Here is an 18,419-nt window from a genome sequence, read left to right as displayed (position 1 = left end):
TCGCATGGCGCCGATCCTGCCAGAGGATTTCCATCGGGGTCACCCCGCCCGGGGCTCTGTATTCCCTTACGAGCGGAACATGACCGGCATTCGAGCGGGGCCCGAGTGGCGGCCGCATCATCACAGGTCGAAGCCGACTGCCGAGGCGGTCGCACTCCCCGCGCGAAGGACGGAAGACTGTGCACCCATACCCCCAGGCAGGCCGGGCCGAGGACGCGTTCACCGACGTCGTACGCGCCTTCGAGGAGAACTTCGCGTCAGGTGAGGAGGTGGGCGCGGCCGTCTGCGTCTACCACCGGGGCCGTCCGGTGGTGGACCTGTGGGGCGGCTGGGCCGACCCCGAACGCACCGACCCCTGGCGCGCCGGCACCGTCGGCGTCCTCGCCTCGCCGACGAAGGCGCTGGTCACCGCTGCGTTCCTGCATCTGTGGGAGGAGCAGGGCCTCGACCTGGACGAGCCGGTCGCCTCGCACTGGCCGGAGTTCGCGGCCCACGGCAAGGCCGCCATCACGCCCCGCATGATCCTCTCTCACCGCTCCGGGGTCGTCTGCCTGGACCACGCCCCGCTGTCGCTGGCCGCGCTGCGTGCGCACACGCCGGTGGCGGAGGCGCTCGCCGCGGCCCGACCTGAGTGGGATCCGGACACGGCGCACGGCTACCACGCGACCACCTACGGGCACCTGCTCAGCGAACTCGTACGGCGCCGGACCGGCCTGACGGCGGGCCGCTACTTCGCCCGCCACCTCGCCGGACCGTTGGGCCTGGACGCCCACATCGGGCTGGCCACCGGATCCGACGCCCACCTCGCGACCATGCTGGAGTCCAAAGCGGAGGCCCTCATGGGCGGCGCCGACCCCGGCGAGGTCGTCGAACTGCGCGAACCCACCACGCTCACCTACCGGGCGACCATCGGCAGCATGTCCCAGGACCCGGCCGACCCGGCCGTCGAGGACCCCTCGTACGGGGGCCTCGCCAGCGCCCACGCGCTGGCCCGGCTCTTCGCCGCCCTGGTCGGCGAGGTCGACGGCATCCGCCTCATCGGCCCCGACCGCACGGCCGAGATGGCCCGCCCGCACTCCAGCGGCACCTGCGAGGTCATGCTGACCCCGCTCACCTGGGGGCTGGGCGTGCAGCTCGCCGACAGCGCGGTATTCCCCGCCGACGCCGGACTGAAGAATTCTTTCGGACTCAGTGGAGCGAACGGCGTCTTCACTTTCGCCGACCCGGAGCGGGAGTTGGCATTCGGCTATGTCCCGAATATGGGATCCGCGGTGATGGGCAGTATGGACAGCCGAATCCGCAGGCTCGTCGAAGCGGTTTTCCGAAGCGCCGACCGAATTCTGTGAACCACACCCTCATGCGAATCTGAAGGAGTCCTGCGCCATGCGGATCCTGTTCCCGGCCGCACCGGGGTACGGCCTGATGCTGCCCCTTGTCCCGCTCGTCTGGGCGGCGCGCGCGGCGGGCCACGAAGTCCTGATCGCCACCACCGCCCACATGGCGAAGGCCGCCGCCTGGTCCGGGGCACAGGTCGTCGACGTGTTCCCCGGCCGGGACGTCGGCGAGGACCTGGTCGCCGGCCCGGACGGCCCCCCTCCCGGGGCCGACAGCGCCGCCGACGTGCCCGAGGGGTACTGGGAACTGGCCCGCGCCATGCGCCCGTTCGACCTGTTCACCCTCGCCATGACCAAGGGCACGGTCGACGCCGGCCGCGACTTCGGCGCGGACCTCGTCGTCTACTGCTCCGACCACCAGGCCGGCAAACTGGCCGCCGTGGCCCTCGGGGTACCCGCCCTGGAGGTCGGCAACCGGGTGTCCTGGTCGATGCGCGACCCGGGCGTGCGCGAAGCCGCCCGGACCAACGCCCGTCTCGGCGTCGTCCCGGACGACAGCCCCGTCGTCCTGCGGCTGCGCGCCGAACTAGGCCTCGGCGAACGCGAACCCGACCTCCTCGGCCGGATCGACCCGCGCGCCCCCAGCCTCGGCGGCCTGGAGCACGAGGAGGCCGACCCGCACGACGGCGTGCCCTGGCTGCCCATGCGCTACGTGCCCTACAACGGCGGCGCCGTCCTGCCCGACTGGGCGCTGCGCCGGCCGGACCGGCCCCGCATCTGCCTCACCCTCGGCACCGTCGCCCCCCTGCTGCCGGGCGGCACCGACGCCCTGCGGCTGCTGATCGAGGCCCTCGCCGCCCTCGACGCGGAGGTGGTCCTCGCCGACGACGAGACAGACCTCGACGCGCTCGGACCGCTGCCCGCCAACCTCGTCCCGGCCGGTTTCGTCCCGCTCTCCGGCATCCTGCGCGACTGCGCGCTCGTCGTCCACCACGGCGGATCGGGCACCACCGCGGCAGCCCTCCACTACGGAGTGCCGCAACTGCTCGTCCCCAGCGGCGCGGACAACGAGCTCTGCGCCCGCCGGGTCGTGGAGCGCGGGGTGGGCCTGGCCCTGGCACCGGCGACGGCGGACCCCGGCCAGATCGCCGCGGCCGCCGTACGCCTGCTCACGGAGGACTCCTTCCGGCACGCGGCCGGGCAGGTCCGCCGCGAGATGGCCGGGCAGCCGTCCCCGGCCGAGCTGATCGAGCGCATCACCGCCGGAGCGGCCGCCTGAGGGCGCTGCACCGCACACCCGAACGCGCCGCGGGCGGGGCACCGTTGCCAGGTGCCCCGCCCGCGGCGCGTTCCGTTTCCGTTCCGGCGGCCGCCTCAGCCCCGCACGCCGGACCGTTCCAGCGCGGCCATCGCCCGCTCCAGGACCGTGATCCGTTCCTCGAGGCCGCCGGCCATCGCGGAGATCATGATGCCGAGCGTGGTGACGCCCGCCTCCGCGTACTGCCGCATCCGCTCCGCGACCCGGTCCACCGGGCCGGTCAGCGCCGTCAGCTCCACGAACCCGGCCGGCACCGCCTCGGCGGCCCCCGCCCGGTCGCCCTCGGCCGCGAGCCTGCCCACCTCGGCGGCCGCCGCGCCGAAGCCCAGCCGGGTCGCGAGCGAGATGTAGAAGTTCCGCTCCGGTGCCCCGATGCCCATCAGGTAGGCGTAGTGGGCCCGCAGCAGGTCCACGCAGCCGTCGGGGTCCTCGCCGATCGCGGTGGCCAGGCAGGGCATGACGTCGAAGCCCGCCATGGGCCGGCCGGCCCGCGCGCGGCCCGCCGCGATGTGCGCCACCGACTCGGCGACCTGCTCGGGGGCGGCGAACACCCCGATCCACCCGTCGGCGATCTCGCCCGCCAGGGCCAGGTTCCCCGGGCCGACCGCCCCCAGGTACACGGGTACGGGCGTACCCGCGGACTCGGTGATCACGTGCAGCGGGGCCGCGCCGGATCCGGAGGACGGCAGCCGGTAGTGCCGGCCCGAGTAGCGGACCGGCTCGCCCGTCAGCGCCCTCCGTACGATCTCCACGTACTCCCGGGTCCGGGCCAGCGGCTCCGCGAAGGGCACCCCGTACCAGCCTTCGGAGACATCGGGGTTGGACACGCCCAGCCCCAGCCGGAACCGTCCGCCGGACAGCGACTGGAGGGTCGCGGCGGTCAGCGCGGCCAAGGCCGGGCTGCGGGCGGGGATCTGCATCACGGCGGAGCCGAGCGCGATCCGCTCGGTCCGCCCGGCGACCAGGCCGAGCACGCTGGCCGCGTCCGAGCGGTAGCCCTCGGGGGCCAGCGCCACGTCGTAGCCCAGCCGCTCGGCCGCGACGGCCAGCTCCGCGGCGCCCTGGTAACTCAGGTTCACGCCAAGCTTCACGGTGTTCGTCCTCTCAGATCAGCAGGTGGGCGCCGCCGTCGGCGAGCACCACCTCGCCGGTGGTGTACGCGGCCCGGTGCAGGCCCACCACCAGCTCCGCGACGTCCTCGGGGGTACCGGTGCGGCGCAGCGGCACGGCTTCCCGCACCCGGGCGCGGATCTCGGTGAAGCCCTCCGTCCACGGGGTGTCGATCAGCCCGGGGGCGATGGCGTTCACCCGCACCTCGGGGCCGACCGCGGCGGCCAGCAGCCGGGTCATGTGGTTGACGGCGGCCTTGCTGACCGCGTACGGGATGGAGCTGCCGGCCGGCCGTACCCCGGCGACCGAGGAGATGTTGACGACGTGGCCGGCTCCCGAGGCACGCAGCAGCGGCATGGCGGCCACGGTGGTCTGCCAGGTGCCGACGACGTTGACGTCGAGGATGTCGCGCCACACTTCCCCGGTCACCGCGTCGAGGTCCTTGTGCGGAACGGCCCGGGTGACACCGGCGTTGTTGACGAGCAGGTCGAGGGCGCCGTACTCCTCGGAGACCTCGTCCAGCAGCCGCCGGACCTCCACTTCGTCGGAGATGTCGGCCCGGACGAAGCGTGCGTCGGGCAGCGACTCGGCGAGCCGGCGGCCCGCGTCGGCGCTCCGGGCCGCGTTGACCACCACCGCCATCCCCTCGGCGGAGAGTCTGCGGGCGACGGCGGCGCCGATCCCGGACGAGGATCCGGTCACCAGGGCGACGGGCTTGCGGGGCATGGTGGAGGGTTCTCCCTTCGAGGGGCGGGCGGGCCGGGCGGGGCGGCCGCTCAACGGGACGCGGGCCGGACGGACTCGGCGTGCTCGGCGTGCTGGTCGTGCGCGACCCGGCGCGAGCGGTTGCGCACCGCCCCGTCCTTGATCTCCAGCACGTCGCGGACCAGACAACTGGGGCCGACCTGCGGTTCCTTGACCCCGGGCCGTACGGTGAGCACCAGGGCGTAGAAGACGGCGTCGTAGTCGCCGTCCTCGCGCGGGCTGAGGTCGATCATGTTGAACCAGTGCCGGCGCTGCACCGGGTCGTCGGCGAACCGCTCGTGGAAGGCGTGGAGTTCGGCGACGATGCCGGCGGGCGTCCGGGCCGGGGCGACCCCGGGGGTGTGCTGGAACTCGCCGTCCTGCGTGAAGGTGTCGGCGTACTCCTCGAACCTGCCGCTGTCGAGGAACTGGACCTGGCGGGCGTAGTGCTGCCCGACCGCGGTGTAGAGATCGGCGAAGGTGCTGCCGGCGGACGTCATCGGGTACTCCAGACGGGCTCGGGAACGACGGAGCGGGCGCCCGGGCACACGGGATGTGCGCCGGGGCGCCCGCGAGCGCCGATCCTGTGAGCCGGTCCTCAAGACCCGCTCGAAGCACCGTCCAGCCGCGGGCCGCAGCCCACGGGCCGCCGCGTCAGGCGTGGCAGGCCGGCCGGGACCCGCGGTAGACGGCCATCTCCTTGAAGACGGCCCCCATCTCGAGGATCACGGCCGACATGTCCAGGGCGGCGCCGTGGGCCCGGCCCCGCTCCTCGGCGAACGCCCGGTGCAGGTTGGGCACGATACGCTCCGGATCCAGCAGGGCGGCGAAGGGACCGAGGTCCGTCTCCTGCGCCACCTCCAGCGGAGTCAGCCCGGCGCCGACGCCCTGCCGGGCCAGGTCCTGGAGCCACCGGAGGTACGCCTCCGTGGTGTCGAGCACCTCGGCGCCGCCGACCACGCCGTGCCCGGCGACGACGACGGCCGGGTCGAGCGCCCGCATCCGCGCGATGGCCCGCAGCGAACCCGCCACCGAGCCCATGGGCAGGAAGGGGGTCACTCCGGACATCACCACGTCGCCGGTGAACAGCACCCGCCGCTCGGGCACCCACACGGCGGTGTCGTTGGTGCTGTGGGCCACCTCCAAGTGGATCAGCTCCGCGGTCAGCCCGCCCACGTGGAGGGTGAGTTCGCTCCGGTAGGTGGCCTGCGGCAGCACCACCTCCACCGCTCCCCACTCCACCTCCGGCCAGATCTCGGTCAGGTGCAGGCCGGTTGCGGCCATCTCGCGCCGCGTCTCGTGGTGCGCGTACACCACCGCCTCGGGGAAGACGAAGTTGCCGAAGGTGTGGTCGCCGTGCGAGTGCGTGTTGACCACCGCGGACGGGACCGGCCGCCCCTGCGCCAGCACCGCCGTGCGCAGCCGGCGGGCGCGCGCCTCGGTGGCCACGGTGTCGACCAGCACGGCCCGGCCCTGCGAGACGAGGAGCCCGGCGTTGTTCACGCACCAGCTGCCGTCCGGCTGGACGTAGGCGAACACCCCGTCCGCGACCTCGTCCAGCACCCCGCCCTTGTTCCCGCCGCCGTCCTCGCCCATGCCCATGCCCGCGCTCACGTGAGGACGTAGTCGCGCAGCGACAGGTCGGTGGCGTTCGACAGCAGCTCGCGGTGGAGGTTCTGGAGCCGCCCCGAAGGTTCGACGCCCAGCTCTCCGATCAGGGCCTTGCGCAGGTCGCGGAAGACCTCCAGGGCTCGCCAGCCCGCCCCCGACCGTTGGTAGGCGATCATCAGGCAGGCGGCCAGCTTCTCGTGCAGCGGATGCTGTTCCACCAGCTTGCGCAATTCCGGAACGAGAGTTGCGCTCTTTCCGAGCCAAAGATCAGAGAGAATGCGCTGTTCGAGAACTCGCATTCGCACTTCGTTGAGGCCCATCAGCTCCATGGAGAGCACCCGGCCCACCGGTACGTCCATCAATGCCGGACCGCGCCACAATTCCAGCGCCTGGTGCAGGTACTTCGAAGCGGCGGCAGCGTCCCCGCGTTCCAGGGCATTGTCGCCGGATCCGGCCAGTGACTCGAATTCGACGAAGTCGAAAGACTTGGGCTTGACGGTGAGCTGGTAGCCGTTGAAGCGGGTGGCCAGCAGCTCCTTGGGGGTGCGCCCGGTACCCTCCGGCAGGGCCTCGACGATGAGTCTGCGCAGGTGGAGGACGTAGGTCTGAAGGGTGGTCATCCCGCTGCGGGGGATGTCCTCACCCCACACCTCCTCCATGAGGGTCGGCACCTGGACGACCCGGCCGCACCGCAGGGCCAGGAGGGCGAGCAATTGTCGCGGTTTTCCCGCCGTGGGCACGATGGACTGTCCGTCGATTTTGACGCTCAATGGCCCGAGTACGCCTATTTCCGCGAACGGCAGCGACTCCGGCGGTCGAGAAGAATTATTTGACATTCTACAAAACCCCCGTTGAAAGGGAGCGGCCCGTGGGCGACCGGTCCCATGTCCGGCAAAGGCTACGGCGCCATCAACCCAAGATCAAGCAAAGTCCGAACGCTCGACGGGGTTCTCCGGCGACCGCGACAGGCGTCCGATTCGCCCCGCCCGCCGCCTTGTGGTAAAGCGCGCCGGGATGGTTACCGGACGTCCGCGCGGCCCGTACCGACCGGTCCGCACACCCTGCCGACCGCGGTCGCGCACGGTCCGTCAAGTCCCGTTGTGACATGTCCCACGTCCGGGATGCGGCTCTAGCGATGCTGTAGCGGGCCTGTACCGGTGCCCGATCGGCCCGGCCGACGGTGTCTCCTCGCACCGACCGCAAGGAGAGCCGCCTGATGTCCCCTCAGAGCCCGTCAGTGTCCCCGGCCCCCGCGGTGGCGGCCGTGAGCGTGCTCGCCGCCGGCCGGGCCACGGCCGCCGAATCCGCCCGCTCGCTGGACCCGGACGTCGTACGGGAGTTGGTCGGCGCGGGCTTCGCCCGCCACTTCGTGCCGGTGGCTCACGGGGGCCGGGGCGGCGGCTTCACCGCCGTCACCGACGCGGTCGCCACGATCGGGGCCGCCTGCCCGGCCACCGCCTGGTGCGCGTCCATCGCCCTCAGCCTGTCCCGGATGGCCGCCTTCCTGCCCGAGGAGGGCCGCAAACGGCTCTGGCAGGACGGCCCGGACGCCCTGGTCGTCGGTTCGGTCTCGCCCCGCGGCCGGGCCCTGCCGAAGGACGGCGGCTGGCAGCTGACCGGGACCTGGCCGTACGTCAGCGCCGTCGAACACTCCGACTGGGCGCTGGTCCTGGGCCTGGCCAAGGCCCCGGACGCCCCGGCCGAGCGGCGGATCTTCGCGCTGCCGCGCTCCGCGTACTCCATCGAGCGGACCTGGTCCGACATCGGGATGCGGGCCACCGGCAGCCACACCCTCACGGTCGTCGACGTCCACGTGCCCGAGGTGCTGTCCTTCCCGGTGGACGACCTGATGGCCGGACGCCTTCCCGGCGCCGATACCGATGCCGACACCGGAGCCGCCGCCGCGGCCGTGCCGCTCGCCGCCGTCAACGGGCTGTTCTTCTGCCTGCCGATGCTCGGCGCCGCCGAGGGCGCCCTCGCCCACTGGTCCGCGTACGCGACCGGCCAGCTGCGGGCCCAGGAATCCGGGGGCCCGGGCCCCGGACGCGCCTTCTACGAGGAGACCCTGGCCCGGGCGTCGGGCGCGATCGACGCCGCCCGCCTGCTGCTGGAGCGGATCGCGGGGGTGGCCGACTCCGGCCGGGAGATCACCGCGCTGGAGACGGCGCGCGCCCAGCGGGACTGCGCGCTGGTGGCCGACCTTCTCGTCGGGGCCGTGGACCGGCTGTTCCGGGCGTCCGGGACGGCCGGGCACAGCGAGAGCTCGCCGCTCCAGCGGCTGTGGCGGGACGTCCACTCGGCCGCAGGGCACATCGTGCTCCAGTTCGGGCCCAACGCGAGTGCCTACGCCGCCCGGGCACTGCCCGCCGGACCCGCCGGACGGTAGACCGGCCTTCGCCGCCCCGGCCGGCCCCTCCTTGGAGGGGCCGGCCGGGGCGATCGCGTTCAGGCGGCCGGCGGCGGCCCGGGCGGGAAGGGGATCGCGGAGAGCAGCGGCAGCAGCGACTCCTCCTCGTAGTCGAGGTGGGCGTTCAGCTCCGAGGACATCCGGGCCAGCTCCTTGCGGAACCGCTCCGGATCGGCGCCGCTGATGTCGGCGAGCAGCGAGCTCAGCTCCTGCTGGAGCCGCGCCACCGTGACGTGCTCGGTCCGCAGCCGGTCGAAGACGTCCTTCAAGTGCGGGTTCTGCGCGGCCAGCGCGGGGAACATGTGGGCGTCCTCGCCGGTGTGGTGGAACTCCAGCGTCTGGCAGAAGGCCAGGCAGTGCTGGCGGATCTGGAGCCCGAGCCCCACCGCCGGCGCGGCCCCGTCGCCCTCGTGCGCGGCCGCCGTCTCGAAGTACGCGTCCACCTCGGCACTCACGTGCCGCAGCTGCCCGCGCAGCCACACGTGCACCTCGACCAGCTTGTCGGCCAGGCTGCGCACCTCGGCCGGCCCCTCGCCCGGAGCGGGGTCGCTCTTCTGCAGCGCCACCACGGGCAGGACGCGGCTGGTGTTCTCCTGGTACTCGCCGTAGCCCGGCTCCGAGGCCACCACGTGTGTGAACAGCCGGTCGCGGTGCGCGCCTTCGGCCGGCACCGCGACCGCCTCGAAGGAGTCGGCACCGATCTCCACCTGCACCAGCGGGTGCGCGAGCACGTTGTGGTACCAGTCGGGGTGTTTGGGCCCGCCCAGATTGGAGCCGACGATCAGCAGCTCGTCGCCGTGGCGCACGTAGCCCAGCGGGACGGTCCGCTCCTCGCCGGACCTGGCGCCGGTGGTGGTGAGCAGCAGCAGGTCACTGCCCTCGAAGTAGCCGCCGACCTTTCCCTGGTTGGCACGGAACTCGTCGATGACGGACTGGTTGAAGGACATACGGGGTCGGACTCCCTAGGTGAGGGGACGCGGCGAAGAAAGGAAGGAGGGGAGAGGAGAGAGGACGCGTGCGTGCGCATCGGCCCGGGCCGGGGCAGCGGTGCCGGCGGCAGACGTACCGGAAACACAGGTACGGGACGCGGGGGAAACGGCACGGCCGGCAGGAGCGGCGGTGCGGGCGCGCGGAGGCGCCTGGATCAGGCGGAGCCTGGGAGAAGAGAACGCATGAGATCGTCCCTGATGTGCAGGTGGTCGCCCGGTCACCGGCCGGCCCAGTTCTCTTTGGCCGGCGCCACGCGCCACGTCCCTCATTAGAGCGAGCGCTCCGGGATCTTGTCAACGTGATCCGAGCGGCACCCTGGCCGGATTCGAGCGATGTCCGAGCACCCCGCCCCACACTGCCGCCGACAACCGTACGACAGGGGGCGCAATGCACAGCACGGACATGGCACGACGGCGGTTCCTCGGCATCGGCGCGGCAGTGGGCGGCGCCGTGCTGCTCGGCGCCACGGGCGGGGGCGGTACGGCGGTCGCCGCCGAACGAAGCCGTCGCCGTGCCGGATATCCGGATGTCCTGAACCTGCCGAACGGCTTCCACCCGGCCGGCATCGGCATCGGCCCGGCGCCGTACGCCTACTTCGGCTCGCTGCTCGGCGGGGCGGTCTACCGGGCCTGCCTGCTCACCGGCGAGGGCAAGGTGATCAATCCCGGTCTGGGGGAGGGGTACTACGCCGTCGGGCTCCAGGTGGACCAGCGGCAGCGGGTGTTCGTCGCCGGCGGCTGGGGACGGCTGATCACCGTCGTGGACGGGATCACCGGGAAGGTCATCGAGACGTACGAGGTCGGCAACGCCGACACGTTCGTCGACCACGTGGTCCTCACGCCGCACGCGGCCTGGTTCACCGACTCCTTCAACGGGCAGCTGTTCGCCCTGCCGCTCGGCCCGCACGGGGCGCTCCCGGCGCGTGACGAGGTGGTGACCCTGCGGCTGGGCGGCGAGTGGGTCCAGGGCCCGTCGGACGGGCTCACCGCCACGGGCATCGCGGCCACCCCGGACGGTTCCGCGCTCGTCGTCGTCAACATCCACGCCCACGGCGGCAGCCTGTTCCGGGTCCACCCGGCGACCGGCGCCGCCCGGCGGATCGACCTGGGCGGGGTCACCCTGCCCACCACCAACGGCATCCTGGTGCACGGCCGCACCCTGTACGCGCCCCGCATGAACGACCTCGCGGTCCTGCGCCTCGACCCGACCGGTCACAACGCCCGCCTGGCCCGCATGGTCACCGATCCGCGCTTCGAGACCCCCTGCGCGGCGGCCGTCCACGGCAACCGGCTCTACCTGCCCAACTCCCGCTTCCCGCAGCCTCCGGAGCCGGAGCTCCCGTACAACGCGGTGGCGCTCTCCCTTCCGCTGTAGCGGCGGCGGGGGCGACTAGCGCCGGAAGCGCCCCACGAGCTCGGCGGCCGGGTGCGGGCCCACGGGCTCGGGGTGCCGGGGCAGGCGGTGGGCGAAGGAGCCGTACCAGGTACGCGAGACCGCGTACCCGAAGGCGAGGCAGATCATGCCGCCCACGGCGTCGAGCCAGAAGTGGTTGGCGGTGGCCACGATGACGACGAGGGTGGCCGTCGGGTAGAGCAGGCCCAGGATGCGGGCCCAGGGCGCCGAGGCGACCGCGAAGATCGTCAGCCCGCACCAGAGCGACCACCCTATGTGCATGGACGGCATCGCAGCGTACTGGTTCGACATCTGCTTGAGGTTCCCGGAAGCCATGGAGCCCCAGGTGTGGTGGACCAGCACGGTGTCGACGAAGTCCTGTCCGTTCATCAGCCGGGGCGGCGCGAGCGGATAGAAGTAGTAGCCGACCAGGGCCACACCGGTGGTGGCGAAGAGGACCAGGCGCGTGGCGGCGTACCGCCCCGGATGGAAACGGTAGATCCACACCAGCACGCCGATGGTCACGACGAAGTGGAGCGTGGCGTAGTAGTAGTTCATGCCCACGATCAGCCACGTCACGGAGTTGATGGCGTGGTTGACCGACTGCTCGACGGCGATGCCGAGGTGCCGCTCGACGCCCCAGATCCAGTCGGCGTTCGCGAGGGCGACCGTCTTCTGTTCGGGCACCGCGTTGCGGATGAGCGAGTACGTCCAGTAGCTCACCGCGATGAGCAGGACCTCGAACCAGATCCGAGGCCGGCGGGGGGTGCGCAGCCGGGAGAGCAGGGTGCGGTCGGAACCCGGGCGGGTCTCCGTCTCGACCACGGTGGGTGAGGAGACATCCGTCCGGGTTTCCAGTGTCTTCACGCTCGATTCACCCATGGGGAGAGAGTCTGCCAGATGCGTTCCCGCCTCCGATCATCCCTCGGGACGGTCTTCGGCGCAGCCGGTCCGTCTCAGGTACGAGACGCCGCGCGGCGCTGCCCCGGGCCGGAGGCCGTGGAGCCGCGCACGACCAGTTCGGGCAGGAAGACGAACTCGCTGTGCGGGGCCGGCGTACCGCCGATCTCCTCCAGCAGGGTCCGCACCGCGGCCTGCCCCATCGCCTGCACGGGCTGGCGGATGGTGGTCAGCGGCGGGTCCGTGAACGCTATGAGCGGGGAGTCGTCGAAGCCGACCACCGACACGTCCTGCGGCACCCGCAGCCCCTGCTGGCGGGCGGCCCGGATCGCGCCGAGCGCCATCATGTCGCTCGCGCACACCACGGCGGTGCAGCCGCGCGAGATCAGCGCGGCCGCGGCGGCCTGGCCGCCCTCCAGGGTGTAGAGGGAGTGCTGGATCAGCTCCTCGACCTCGGCCTCGTCGAGTCCGAGCCGCTCCTTCATCCCGAGCCGGAAGCCCTCGATCTTGCGGAGGACGGGCACGAAGCGCTTCGGACCGACGGCGAGGCCGATGCGGGTGTGGCCGAGCGCGGTGAGGTGGGTGACGGCGAGCTGCATCGCGGCCCGGTCGTCGGGGGAGACGAAGGGGGCCTGCACCTTGTCGGAGAAGCCGTTGATGAGGACATAGGGGACGCCCTGCCCGCGGAGTTGGTCGTAGCGGCCCATGTCGGCGGTGGTGTCGGCGTGCAGACCGGAGACGAAGATGATCCCGGAGACCCCGCGGTCGACCAGCATCTCGGTCAGCTCGTCCTCGGTGGACCCGCCGGGCGTCTGCGTGGCCAGCACCGGGGTGTACCCCTGCCGGGTCAGGGCCTGGCCGATGACCTGGGCGAGCGCCGGGAAGATCGGGTTGTCCAGTTCGGGCGTTATCAGACCGACGAGACCCGCGCTGCGCTGGCGCAGGCGTACGGGGCGTTCGTAGCCGAGGACGTCGAGGGCGGCCAGTACGGATTCACGGGTGCCGGCGGCCACACCGGGCTTGCCGTTGAGCACGCGGCTGACTGTGGCTTCGCTGACCCCCGCCTGGGCTGCGATGTCGGCTAGCCGTGCGGTCACGGGATTGGACTGTACCGGGCGCTGGCTCAAATTGCCCACCACGTGCACGAATCCGGCGGGAGGCGGACGGTGCGGCCGTCCGTCTCCACGGGGGCGCTGGAGAGTACGGGGCGTCCGGGCGCGGGAAGTTCGACCGGGTCGGGGCGGCTGTTGAGGGTGCAGGCGAAACCGGGGCGGGTGAAGAGGAGCACCCCCTCGGGCGCGGGCAGCCAGCACATACCGGAGCGGTACGGGGCCTCGGCGGCGGGACCGGTACCGGCCTCGGGGGCGCCGAGGCCGGGCATCGCGCGGCGCAGCTCGAGGGCGGCGCGGTAGAGCTCCAGGGTGGAGTGCGGGTCGCCCGTCTGGGCGGCGACGGTCAGCGCGCCCCAGCCGGGCGGCTGCGGGAGCCAGCTCCCGGTCGGCCCGAAGCCGTATGGCGGCTCCGCCCCGCACCACGGAATCGGCACCCGACACCCATCACGCAACCCCTCCTGCCCGTCGGCCTCCGGCCCGGCTTGCGGATTCACCCCTGACCCGAACCGCGCCTCGGCCTCCGGCCCGGTCTGCCGCTCGGCCTCCGGCCCGGTCTGCCGCTCGGCCCCTGGCCCGGTCTGCGTCTCGGCCTCCGGCCCGGCACCCCCTCGGTCCTGCGGCCCGGCCCCGACCCGCGCGCGAGCCTGCGGCCCGGTGCCCGCTCCGGCCTCCGGCCCGGCACCGGCGTGTGCTTGGGCCTGCGGACCGGAGCCCGGCTCGGTGGGGGGCTGGGACTTCGGGATGGGGGTGGAGACGGACGCGGTCCGGGGCGTGGCCGCTTGCGCGGCAGAAGTACGGCTCGTGCCCGGGGCGGGGGCGGCCTGGGCGCCGGCTTCGGGGGGCTGCCGGCGGCGCCCGCGGCGGAAGGCGGGGTCGCGGCGGGCCTCGGGCGGGAGGTCCTCGACCTCCGGGAGGCCCAGCTCCTCGCCCTGGTAGAGGTACGCCGAGCCGGGGAGGGCCAGCATCAGGAGGGCGGCGGCGCGGGCGCGGGCGAGGCCGCGGGCGCCGCCCCCGTACCGGGTCACGTGGCGCACGACGTCGTGGTTGGACAGCACCCACGTGGTCGGGGCGCCGACCGAGGTGGTGGCGGCCAGGGACTCGTCGATCACGGTGCGCATCGCCGCCGTGTCCCACGGGCAATTGAGGAACCGGAAGTTGAAGGCCTGGTGCAGCTCGTCCGGGCGTACGTACAGCGCGAGGCGCTCCGAGGTGGGGGCCCACGCCTCGGCGACGCCGATGCGCTCGCCCTCGTAGGAGTCCAGGAGCCGGCGCCACCCGCGGTGGATCTCGTGGACCCCGTCCTGGTCGAAGAAGGGGAGCGGCTCGGTCCCGATCAGGGTGGCCTGCGCGCCGCGGCCGATGTCCGGCAGGCCCGGGGCCTTGACCATGCCGTGGGCCACGTCGACGCGGAAGCCGTCGACGCCCAGGTCGAGCCAGAACCGCAGGACGGACGCGAACTCGGCGGCGACCTCCGGGTGGTCCCAGTCCAGGTCCGGCTGCTCGGGGGCGAAGAGGTGCAGGTACCAGTCTCCCCCGGCCTCCGGCTGGGAGGTGCCCCCATCGCCTGCCGGCGCCGCGACCCGCGTCCACGCCGGGCCGCCGAAGATCGACTCCCAGTCGTTCGGGGGTTCGGCGCCATCCGGCCCCCGGCCCGGGCGGAAGTGGTAGCGCGCACGGGCCCCCGGCTCCCCGGCGAGCGCGGCACGGAACCACGGGTGCTCCGCGGAGGTGTGGTTCGGCACCACGTCCACGATGACCCGCAGCCCCAGCGCGTGCGCCGCGCGGACGAGCTCGTCCGCGTCGGAGAGGTCCCCGAAGAGGGGGTCGACGGCTCGGTAGTCCGCGACGTCGTAGCCGCCGTCCGCCTGCGGGGAGACGTAGAAGGGGGTGAGCCACACGGCGTCGACCCCGAGACGGGCGAGGTGGGGGAGGCGCGAGCGGACCCCGCGCAGGTCGCCGACCCCGTCGCCGTCGCTGTCTGCGAAGGAGCGCACGTACACCTGATAGATGACTGCATCGCGCCACCAGCCACCGCTCGCGGTCGCGTTGCTGGAAGAGCTTGCAAGCTGGACGGCCGTCGACTCGTGGGTCATATCGGGGTCAACGCGGGTACACACCCCATGGTTGCGGGCCCGGGCAGTCGAAGGTGACTCGAACTAACAGCAAGCTGCGGCAACCGTACGGACACACGGATGTAACGATCCCCTCCGCTTGCAGAAAGTTTGCGCAAGGTCTTTCGGTCCTCTTTCAGTCTTGTTACGTTCCTGGCAACTCGGGACCGCGAGGGCGCGGCCGGGATCATCGAAGGAGTTCATATGCGGCGTGGCATAGCGGCCACCGCGCTGGTCGCGACCCTGGCGCTCGCGGCGACGGCTTGCGGCGGTGACACCAAGGACGACGGTGGGAGCAGCGCCGGCGGCGAGCTTTCCGGCACGGTCACGTGGTGGGACACCTCGAACGACGCCGAGAAGGCCAGCTTCCAGAAGATCGCCGAGGCGTTCACCGCGAAGCACCCGAAGGTGACCGTCAAGTACGTCAACGTCCCGTACGGCGACGCGCAGAACAAGGTCAAGAACGCCTTCAGCAGCGGCTCCGACGCGCCTGACGTGATCCGCGCCGACGTCGGCTGGGTCGCCGACTTCGCCTCGCTGGGCTACCTCGACGAGGTCCCGGCCGAGACGGCGAAGAAGGTCGACGCCGAGTTCCTGCCGCAGGCCGCGGCCAGCGGCAAGTTCGAGGGCAAGACCTACGCCGTGCCGCAGGTCATCGACACCCTCGGCCTCTTCTACAACAAGAAGATGCTCGCCGACGCCGGCGTCCAGCCCCCCAAGACGCTGGAGGAGCTGAAGACCACCGCCGCCGCGATCAAGGCGAAGTCCGGCAAGGCCGGCCTCTACCTGCGCGGCGACGACTCCTACTGGTTCCTCCCGCTGATCTACGGCGAGGGCGGCGACCTCGTCGACGCGAAGAACAAGGCGGTCACCGTCGACAACGCGGCGGGCGTCAAGGCCTTCAAGACCGCTCGTGACCTGGTCACCTCCGGTGCGGCGATCACCAACGCCACGGACGGCTACACCAACATGCAGACGGCCTTCAAGTCCGGCGAGGCCGCCATGATGATCAACGGTCCGTGGGCCGTCGCCGACACCTACGCCGGTGACCAGTTCAAGGACAAGGCCAACCTCGGCGTCGCCGCCGTCCCGGCCGGCTCCGTCAAGGCCGGTGCCCCGCAGGGCGGCCACGACCTCGGCGTCTACGCCGGTTCCAAGAACCGCGCCGCCGCGCACGCCTTCGTCGAGTACATGACCTCGCAGGAGGTCCAGGTGCAGTCCGCCAAGGACCTGAGCCTGCTGCCGACCCGTACCGCCGCCTACGAGCAGCCGGACGTCAAGAGCAGCGAGATGGTCCAGTTCTTCAAGCCGGCCGTGGACAAGGCCGTCGAGCGCGCCTGGATCCCGGAGAACGGCTCCCTCTTCGAGCCGCTGAAGGTCGAATACACCAAGGCGATCACCGGGGCGTCGAGCCCGGAGGACGCGGCCAAGTCGGCCGGCGTCGAGTTCCGCAAGATCCTCAAGGGCTGGAAGTAACGAAACCATGGCTGCTCACACCAGCCAGTCGGTGGCGAAGGCCGCGGGCGACGGAGTCGGAGACGACACCGCCGCCCGCGGCCGGAGCCGCTGGACTGACAGCGACAGCAGGAACACAGGTGGTCTGAGGCGCGCCCTCGCCACCCACTGGTACGCCTGGACGATGATCGCCCCGGTGGTGCTCGTCCTCGGCGTGATCATCGGCTGGCCCCTGGTCCGCGGCATCTACCTGTCGCTGACCGATGCCAACGAGCGCAACGTCTCGCGCACCATCGGCGCCCGCCACATCGAGGCCACGTACGAGTTCGTCGGACTCGACAACTACGCGGACGTGCTCAGCGACCCGGTGTTCCTGCAGCGGCTGGTGTGGACGGTGATGTGGACCGTCGCGTGCGTGTCGATCACCTTCACGCTCGGCCTGGTCCTGGCCAACATGCTCAACCGGGACTTCAAGGGCCGCGCCGCCTACCGGATGGCGCTGATCCTGCCCTGGGCCGTCCCCGGCTTCGTCTCCGTCTTCGCCTGGCGGTTCCTCTTCAACCGCGACAACGGCATCCTCAACAAGATCCTCGACGGCGGCGGCATCGCCGCGGTCCCGTGGCTCGACGACCCGACCTGGGCCAAGTTCTCGGTCGTCGCCGTCAACGTATGGCTCGGCGTCCCCTTCATGATGGTCGCCCTGCTCGGCGGACTTCAGTCCATCCCCGGTGAGCTCTACGAGGCCGCCGAGATGGACGGCGCGAGCGCCTGGCAGCGGTTCCGGCACATCACCCTGCCCGGGCTGCGCGCGGTGAGCATGACGGTGATCCTGCTCTCCACCATCTGGACCTTCAACATGTTCCCGGTGATCTTCCTGCTCACCCGGGGCGGACCGGGAGACTCCACCGAGATCCTGGTGACCCAGGCCTTCCGCGAGGCGTTCGTGTCGAGCCCGCGCGACTTCGCCGGCTCCGCGACGTGGGGCGTCCTGATCCTCCTGCTGCTCATGATCTTCGCGCTGGTCTACCGGCGCTCGCTGCGCAAGCAGGGAGAGGTGTGGTGACCGTGACCAACGCCCGTACCCGGGGCAGCCGCTCCCCGCTCGCCTCCGTCGGCCTGCACCTCACCCTGCTCGGCGCGTCCGTCATCGCCGTGTTCCCGGTGCTGTGGATCCTGCTGACCTCGCTCAAGCCCGCCGAGCACGCGGTCACCACGGACTTCATCAAGGAACCGTCGCTCGGCAACTACACGTACCTGCTGGAGTCGAGCCACTTCCTCAGCTGGTTCGGGAACTCCGTCCTGGTCGCCGGCGTCACCACCGTCCTCGGTGTGTTCATCGCCGCCACCACCGGATACGCGGTCAGCCGCTTCAAGTTCCCCGGCATGAAGCCGCTCATGTGGACCCTGCTCATCACGCAGATGTTCCCCATGGCCATCCTCATCGTGCCGCTCTACAACCTGATGGGCGACCTCGGCCTGCTCAACCAGCCGATCGGCCTGATCATCACCTACCTCACCATCGCCGTGCCGTTCTGCGCCTGGATGATGAAGGGCTTCTTCGACACCATCCCGGTGGAGATCGACGAATCCGGCCGCGTCGACGGGCTCAACCCCTTCGGCACCTTCTGGCGGCTGATCCTGCCGCTGGCCAAGCCCGGCCTCGCCGTCACGGGCTTCTACGCCTTCATCACCGCCTGGGGCGAGGTCGCGTACGCCTCCGCCTTCATGGTCGGCGAGGAGAACCTCACCCTGGCCGGCGGTCTGCAGACCTTCGTCACCCAGTACACCTCCAACTGGGGTGCGATGAGCGCCGCCTCGGTCCTCATCGCCATCCCCGCGGCGATCTTCTTCGTATTCGCCCAGCGCCACCTCGTCGCCGGGATGACCGCAGGCGCCACCAAGGGCTGACCACCCGCCTGCTCCCGCATCACCGGC

At 71.9% G+C, this 18,419-nt stretch carries 16 protein-coding genes; 7 read left to right on the top strand and 9 right to left on the bottom strand.

Features of this window, described 5'->3' with window-relative positions; translation table 11 throughout:
* Window positions 1-179 precede the first annotated feature (179 nt).
* Together AB0D29_RS28895 and AB0D29_RS28890 are read left to right on the top strand one after the other, a co-directional pair.
* Window positions 180-1,346 carry a serine hydrolase domain-containing protein gene (locus AB0D29_RS28895; protein ID WP_362858247.1) on the top strand — a complete coding sequence of 389 codons (1,167 nt, stop codon included), beginning with the start codon at window positions 180-182 and terminating at the stop codon, window positions 1,344-1,346.
* A gap of 37 nt (window positions 1,347-1,383) precedes the next feature.
* On the top strand, window positions 1,384-2,613 hold the full coding sequence (locus AB0D29_RS28890; protein ID WP_362858245.1) for a nucleotide disphospho-sugar-binding domain-containing protein: 1,230 nt from the start codon (window positions 1,384-1,386) through the stop codon (window positions 2,611-2,613).
* A gap of 95 nt (window positions 2,614-2,708) precedes the next feature.
* Here the strand turns inward: AB0D29_RS28890 and AB0D29_RS28885 are convergent, their stop codons facing one another.
* The 5 genes from AB0D29_RS28885 to AB0D29_RS28865 all read right to left on the bottom strand — a co-directional run bounded on the left by AB0D29_RS28885 (window position 2,709) and on the right by AB0D29_RS28865 (window position 6,887).
* Window positions 2,709-3,743, bottom strand: coding sequence for an LLM class flavin-dependent oxidoreductase (locus tag AB0D29_RS28885; protein ID WP_362858243.1), 1,035 nt, complete (start codon window positions 3,741-3,743; stop codon window positions 2,709-2,711).
* A gap of 13 nt (window positions 3,744-3,756) precedes the next feature.
* Window positions 3,757-4,488 carry an SDR family NAD(P)-dependent oxidoreductase gene (locus AB0D29_RS28880; protein ID WP_362858241.1) on the bottom strand — a complete coding sequence of 244 codons (732 nt, stop codon included), beginning with the start codon at window positions 4,486-4,488 and terminating at the stop codon, window positions 3,757-3,759.
* A gap of 50 nt (window positions 4,489-4,538) precedes the next feature.
* The gene (locus AB0D29_RS28875; RefSeq protein ID WP_362858240.1) at window positions 4,539-5,006 is read right to left on the bottom strand and encodes a nuclear transport factor 2 family protein; all 468 of its coding nucleotides are present in this window, start codon (window positions 5,004-5,006) and stop codon (window positions 4,539-4,541) included.
* A gap of 154 nt (window positions 5,007-5,160) precedes the next feature.
* Window positions 5,161-6,120, bottom strand: a complete 960-nt coding sequence (locus AB0D29_RS28870) for an MBL fold metallo-hydrolase (RefSeq protein ID WP_362858238.1) — start codon at window positions 6,118-6,120, stop codon at window positions 5,161-5,163.
* Window positions 6,117-6,887, bottom strand: coding sequence for an AfsR/SARP family transcriptional regulator (locus AB0D29_RS28865; RefSeq protein ID WP_362858236.1), 771 nt, complete (start codon window positions 6,885-6,887; stop codon window positions 6,117-6,119). Before AB0D29_RS28865 ends, AB0D29_RS28870 begins: the two co-directional genes overlap by 4 nt.
* A 446-nt stretch (window positions 6,888-7,333) precedes the next feature.
* Between AB0D29_RS28865 and AB0D29_RS28860 the strand changes: the two genes are divergently transcribed.
* Window positions 7,334-8,503, top strand: a complete 1,170-nt coding sequence (locus AB0D29_RS28860) for a hydrolase (protein ID WP_362858234.1) — start codon at window positions 7,334-7,336, stop codon at window positions 8,501-8,503.
* Window positions 8,504-8,562: 59 nt separating this feature from the next.
* Here the strand turns inward: AB0D29_RS28860 and AB0D29_RS28855 are convergent, their stop codons facing one another.
* Window positions 8,563-9,471, bottom strand: a complete 909-nt coding sequence (locus tag AB0D29_RS28855; RefSeq protein ID WP_362858233.1) for a nitroreductase/quinone reductase family protein — start codon at window positions 9,469-9,471, stop codon at window positions 8,563-8,565.
* Between the two features lie 445 nt (window positions 9,472-9,916).
* Here AB0D29_RS28855 and AB0D29_RS28850 point away from each other — a divergent pair, with 445 nt between their 5' ends.
* Window positions 9,917-10,888, top strand: coding sequence for a superoxide dismutase (locus tag AB0D29_RS28850; protein ID WP_362858232.1), 972 nt, complete (start codon window positions 9,917-9,919; stop codon window positions 10,886-10,888).
* Between the two features lie 15 nt (window positions 10,889-10,903).
* On the opposite strand, the gene AB0D29_RS28845 is transcribed toward AB0D29_RS28850, so the two are convergent.
* The 3 genes from AB0D29_RS28845 to AB0D29_RS28835 form a co-directional block, all read right to left on the bottom strand.
* Window positions 10,904-11,788, bottom strand: a complete 885-nt coding sequence (locus AB0D29_RS28845; RefSeq protein ID WP_362858230.1) for a phosphatase PAP2 family protein — start codon at window positions 11,786-11,788, stop codon at window positions 10,904-10,906.
* Between the two features lie 74 nt (window positions 11,789-11,862).
* Window positions 11,863-12,903, bottom strand: a complete 1,041-nt coding sequence (locus AB0D29_RS28840; RefSeq protein ID WP_030717335.1) for a LacI family DNA-binding transcriptional regulator — start codon at window positions 12,901-12,903, stop codon at window positions 11,863-11,865.
* Between the two features lie 26 nt (window positions 12,904-12,929).
* On the bottom strand, window positions 12,930-15,011 hold the full coding sequence (locus AB0D29_RS28835; RefSeq protein ID WP_362858228.1) for a glycoside hydrolase family 13 protein: 2,082 nt from the start codon (window positions 15,009-15,011) through the stop codon (window positions 12,930-12,932).
* Window positions 15,012-15,233: 222 nt separating this feature from the next.
* On the opposite strand from AB0D29_RS28835, the gene AB0D29_RS28830 reads away from it, so the two are divergent.
* The 3 genes from AB0D29_RS28830 to AB0D29_RS28820 are packed head-to-tail and all read left to right on the top strand — an operon-like array spanning window position 15,234 to window position 18,392.
* Window positions 15,234-16,505, top strand: coding sequence for an extracellular solute-binding protein (locus AB0D29_RS28830; protein WP_362858226.1), 1,272 nt, complete (start codon window positions 15,234-15,236; stop codon window positions 16,503-16,505).
* Between the two features lie 7 nt (window positions 16,506-16,512).
* On the top strand, window positions 16,513-17,547 hold the full coding sequence (locus AB0D29_RS28825; protein WP_362858225.1) for a sugar ABC transporter permease: 1,035 nt from the start codon (window positions 16,513-16,515) through the stop codon (window positions 17,545-17,547).
* 2 nt (window positions 17,548-17,549) lie between these two features.
* On the top strand, window positions 17,550-18,392 hold the full coding sequence (locus AB0D29_RS28820) for a carbohydrate ABC transporter permease (RefSeq protein WP_351291543.1): 843 nt from the start codon (window positions 17,550-17,552) through the stop codon (window positions 18,390-18,392).
* Window positions 18,393-18,419: the final 27 nt, after the last annotated feature.

It is taken from the genome of Streptomyces sp. NPDC048424 (genome assembly GCF_040651555.1).
GTDB lineage: Bacteria > Actinomycetota > Actinomycetes > Streptomycetales > Streptomycetaceae > Streptomyces.
Note: the sequence above shows the minus strand (reverse complement) of the source record. Positions and strands in the feature narration are given on the sequence as shown.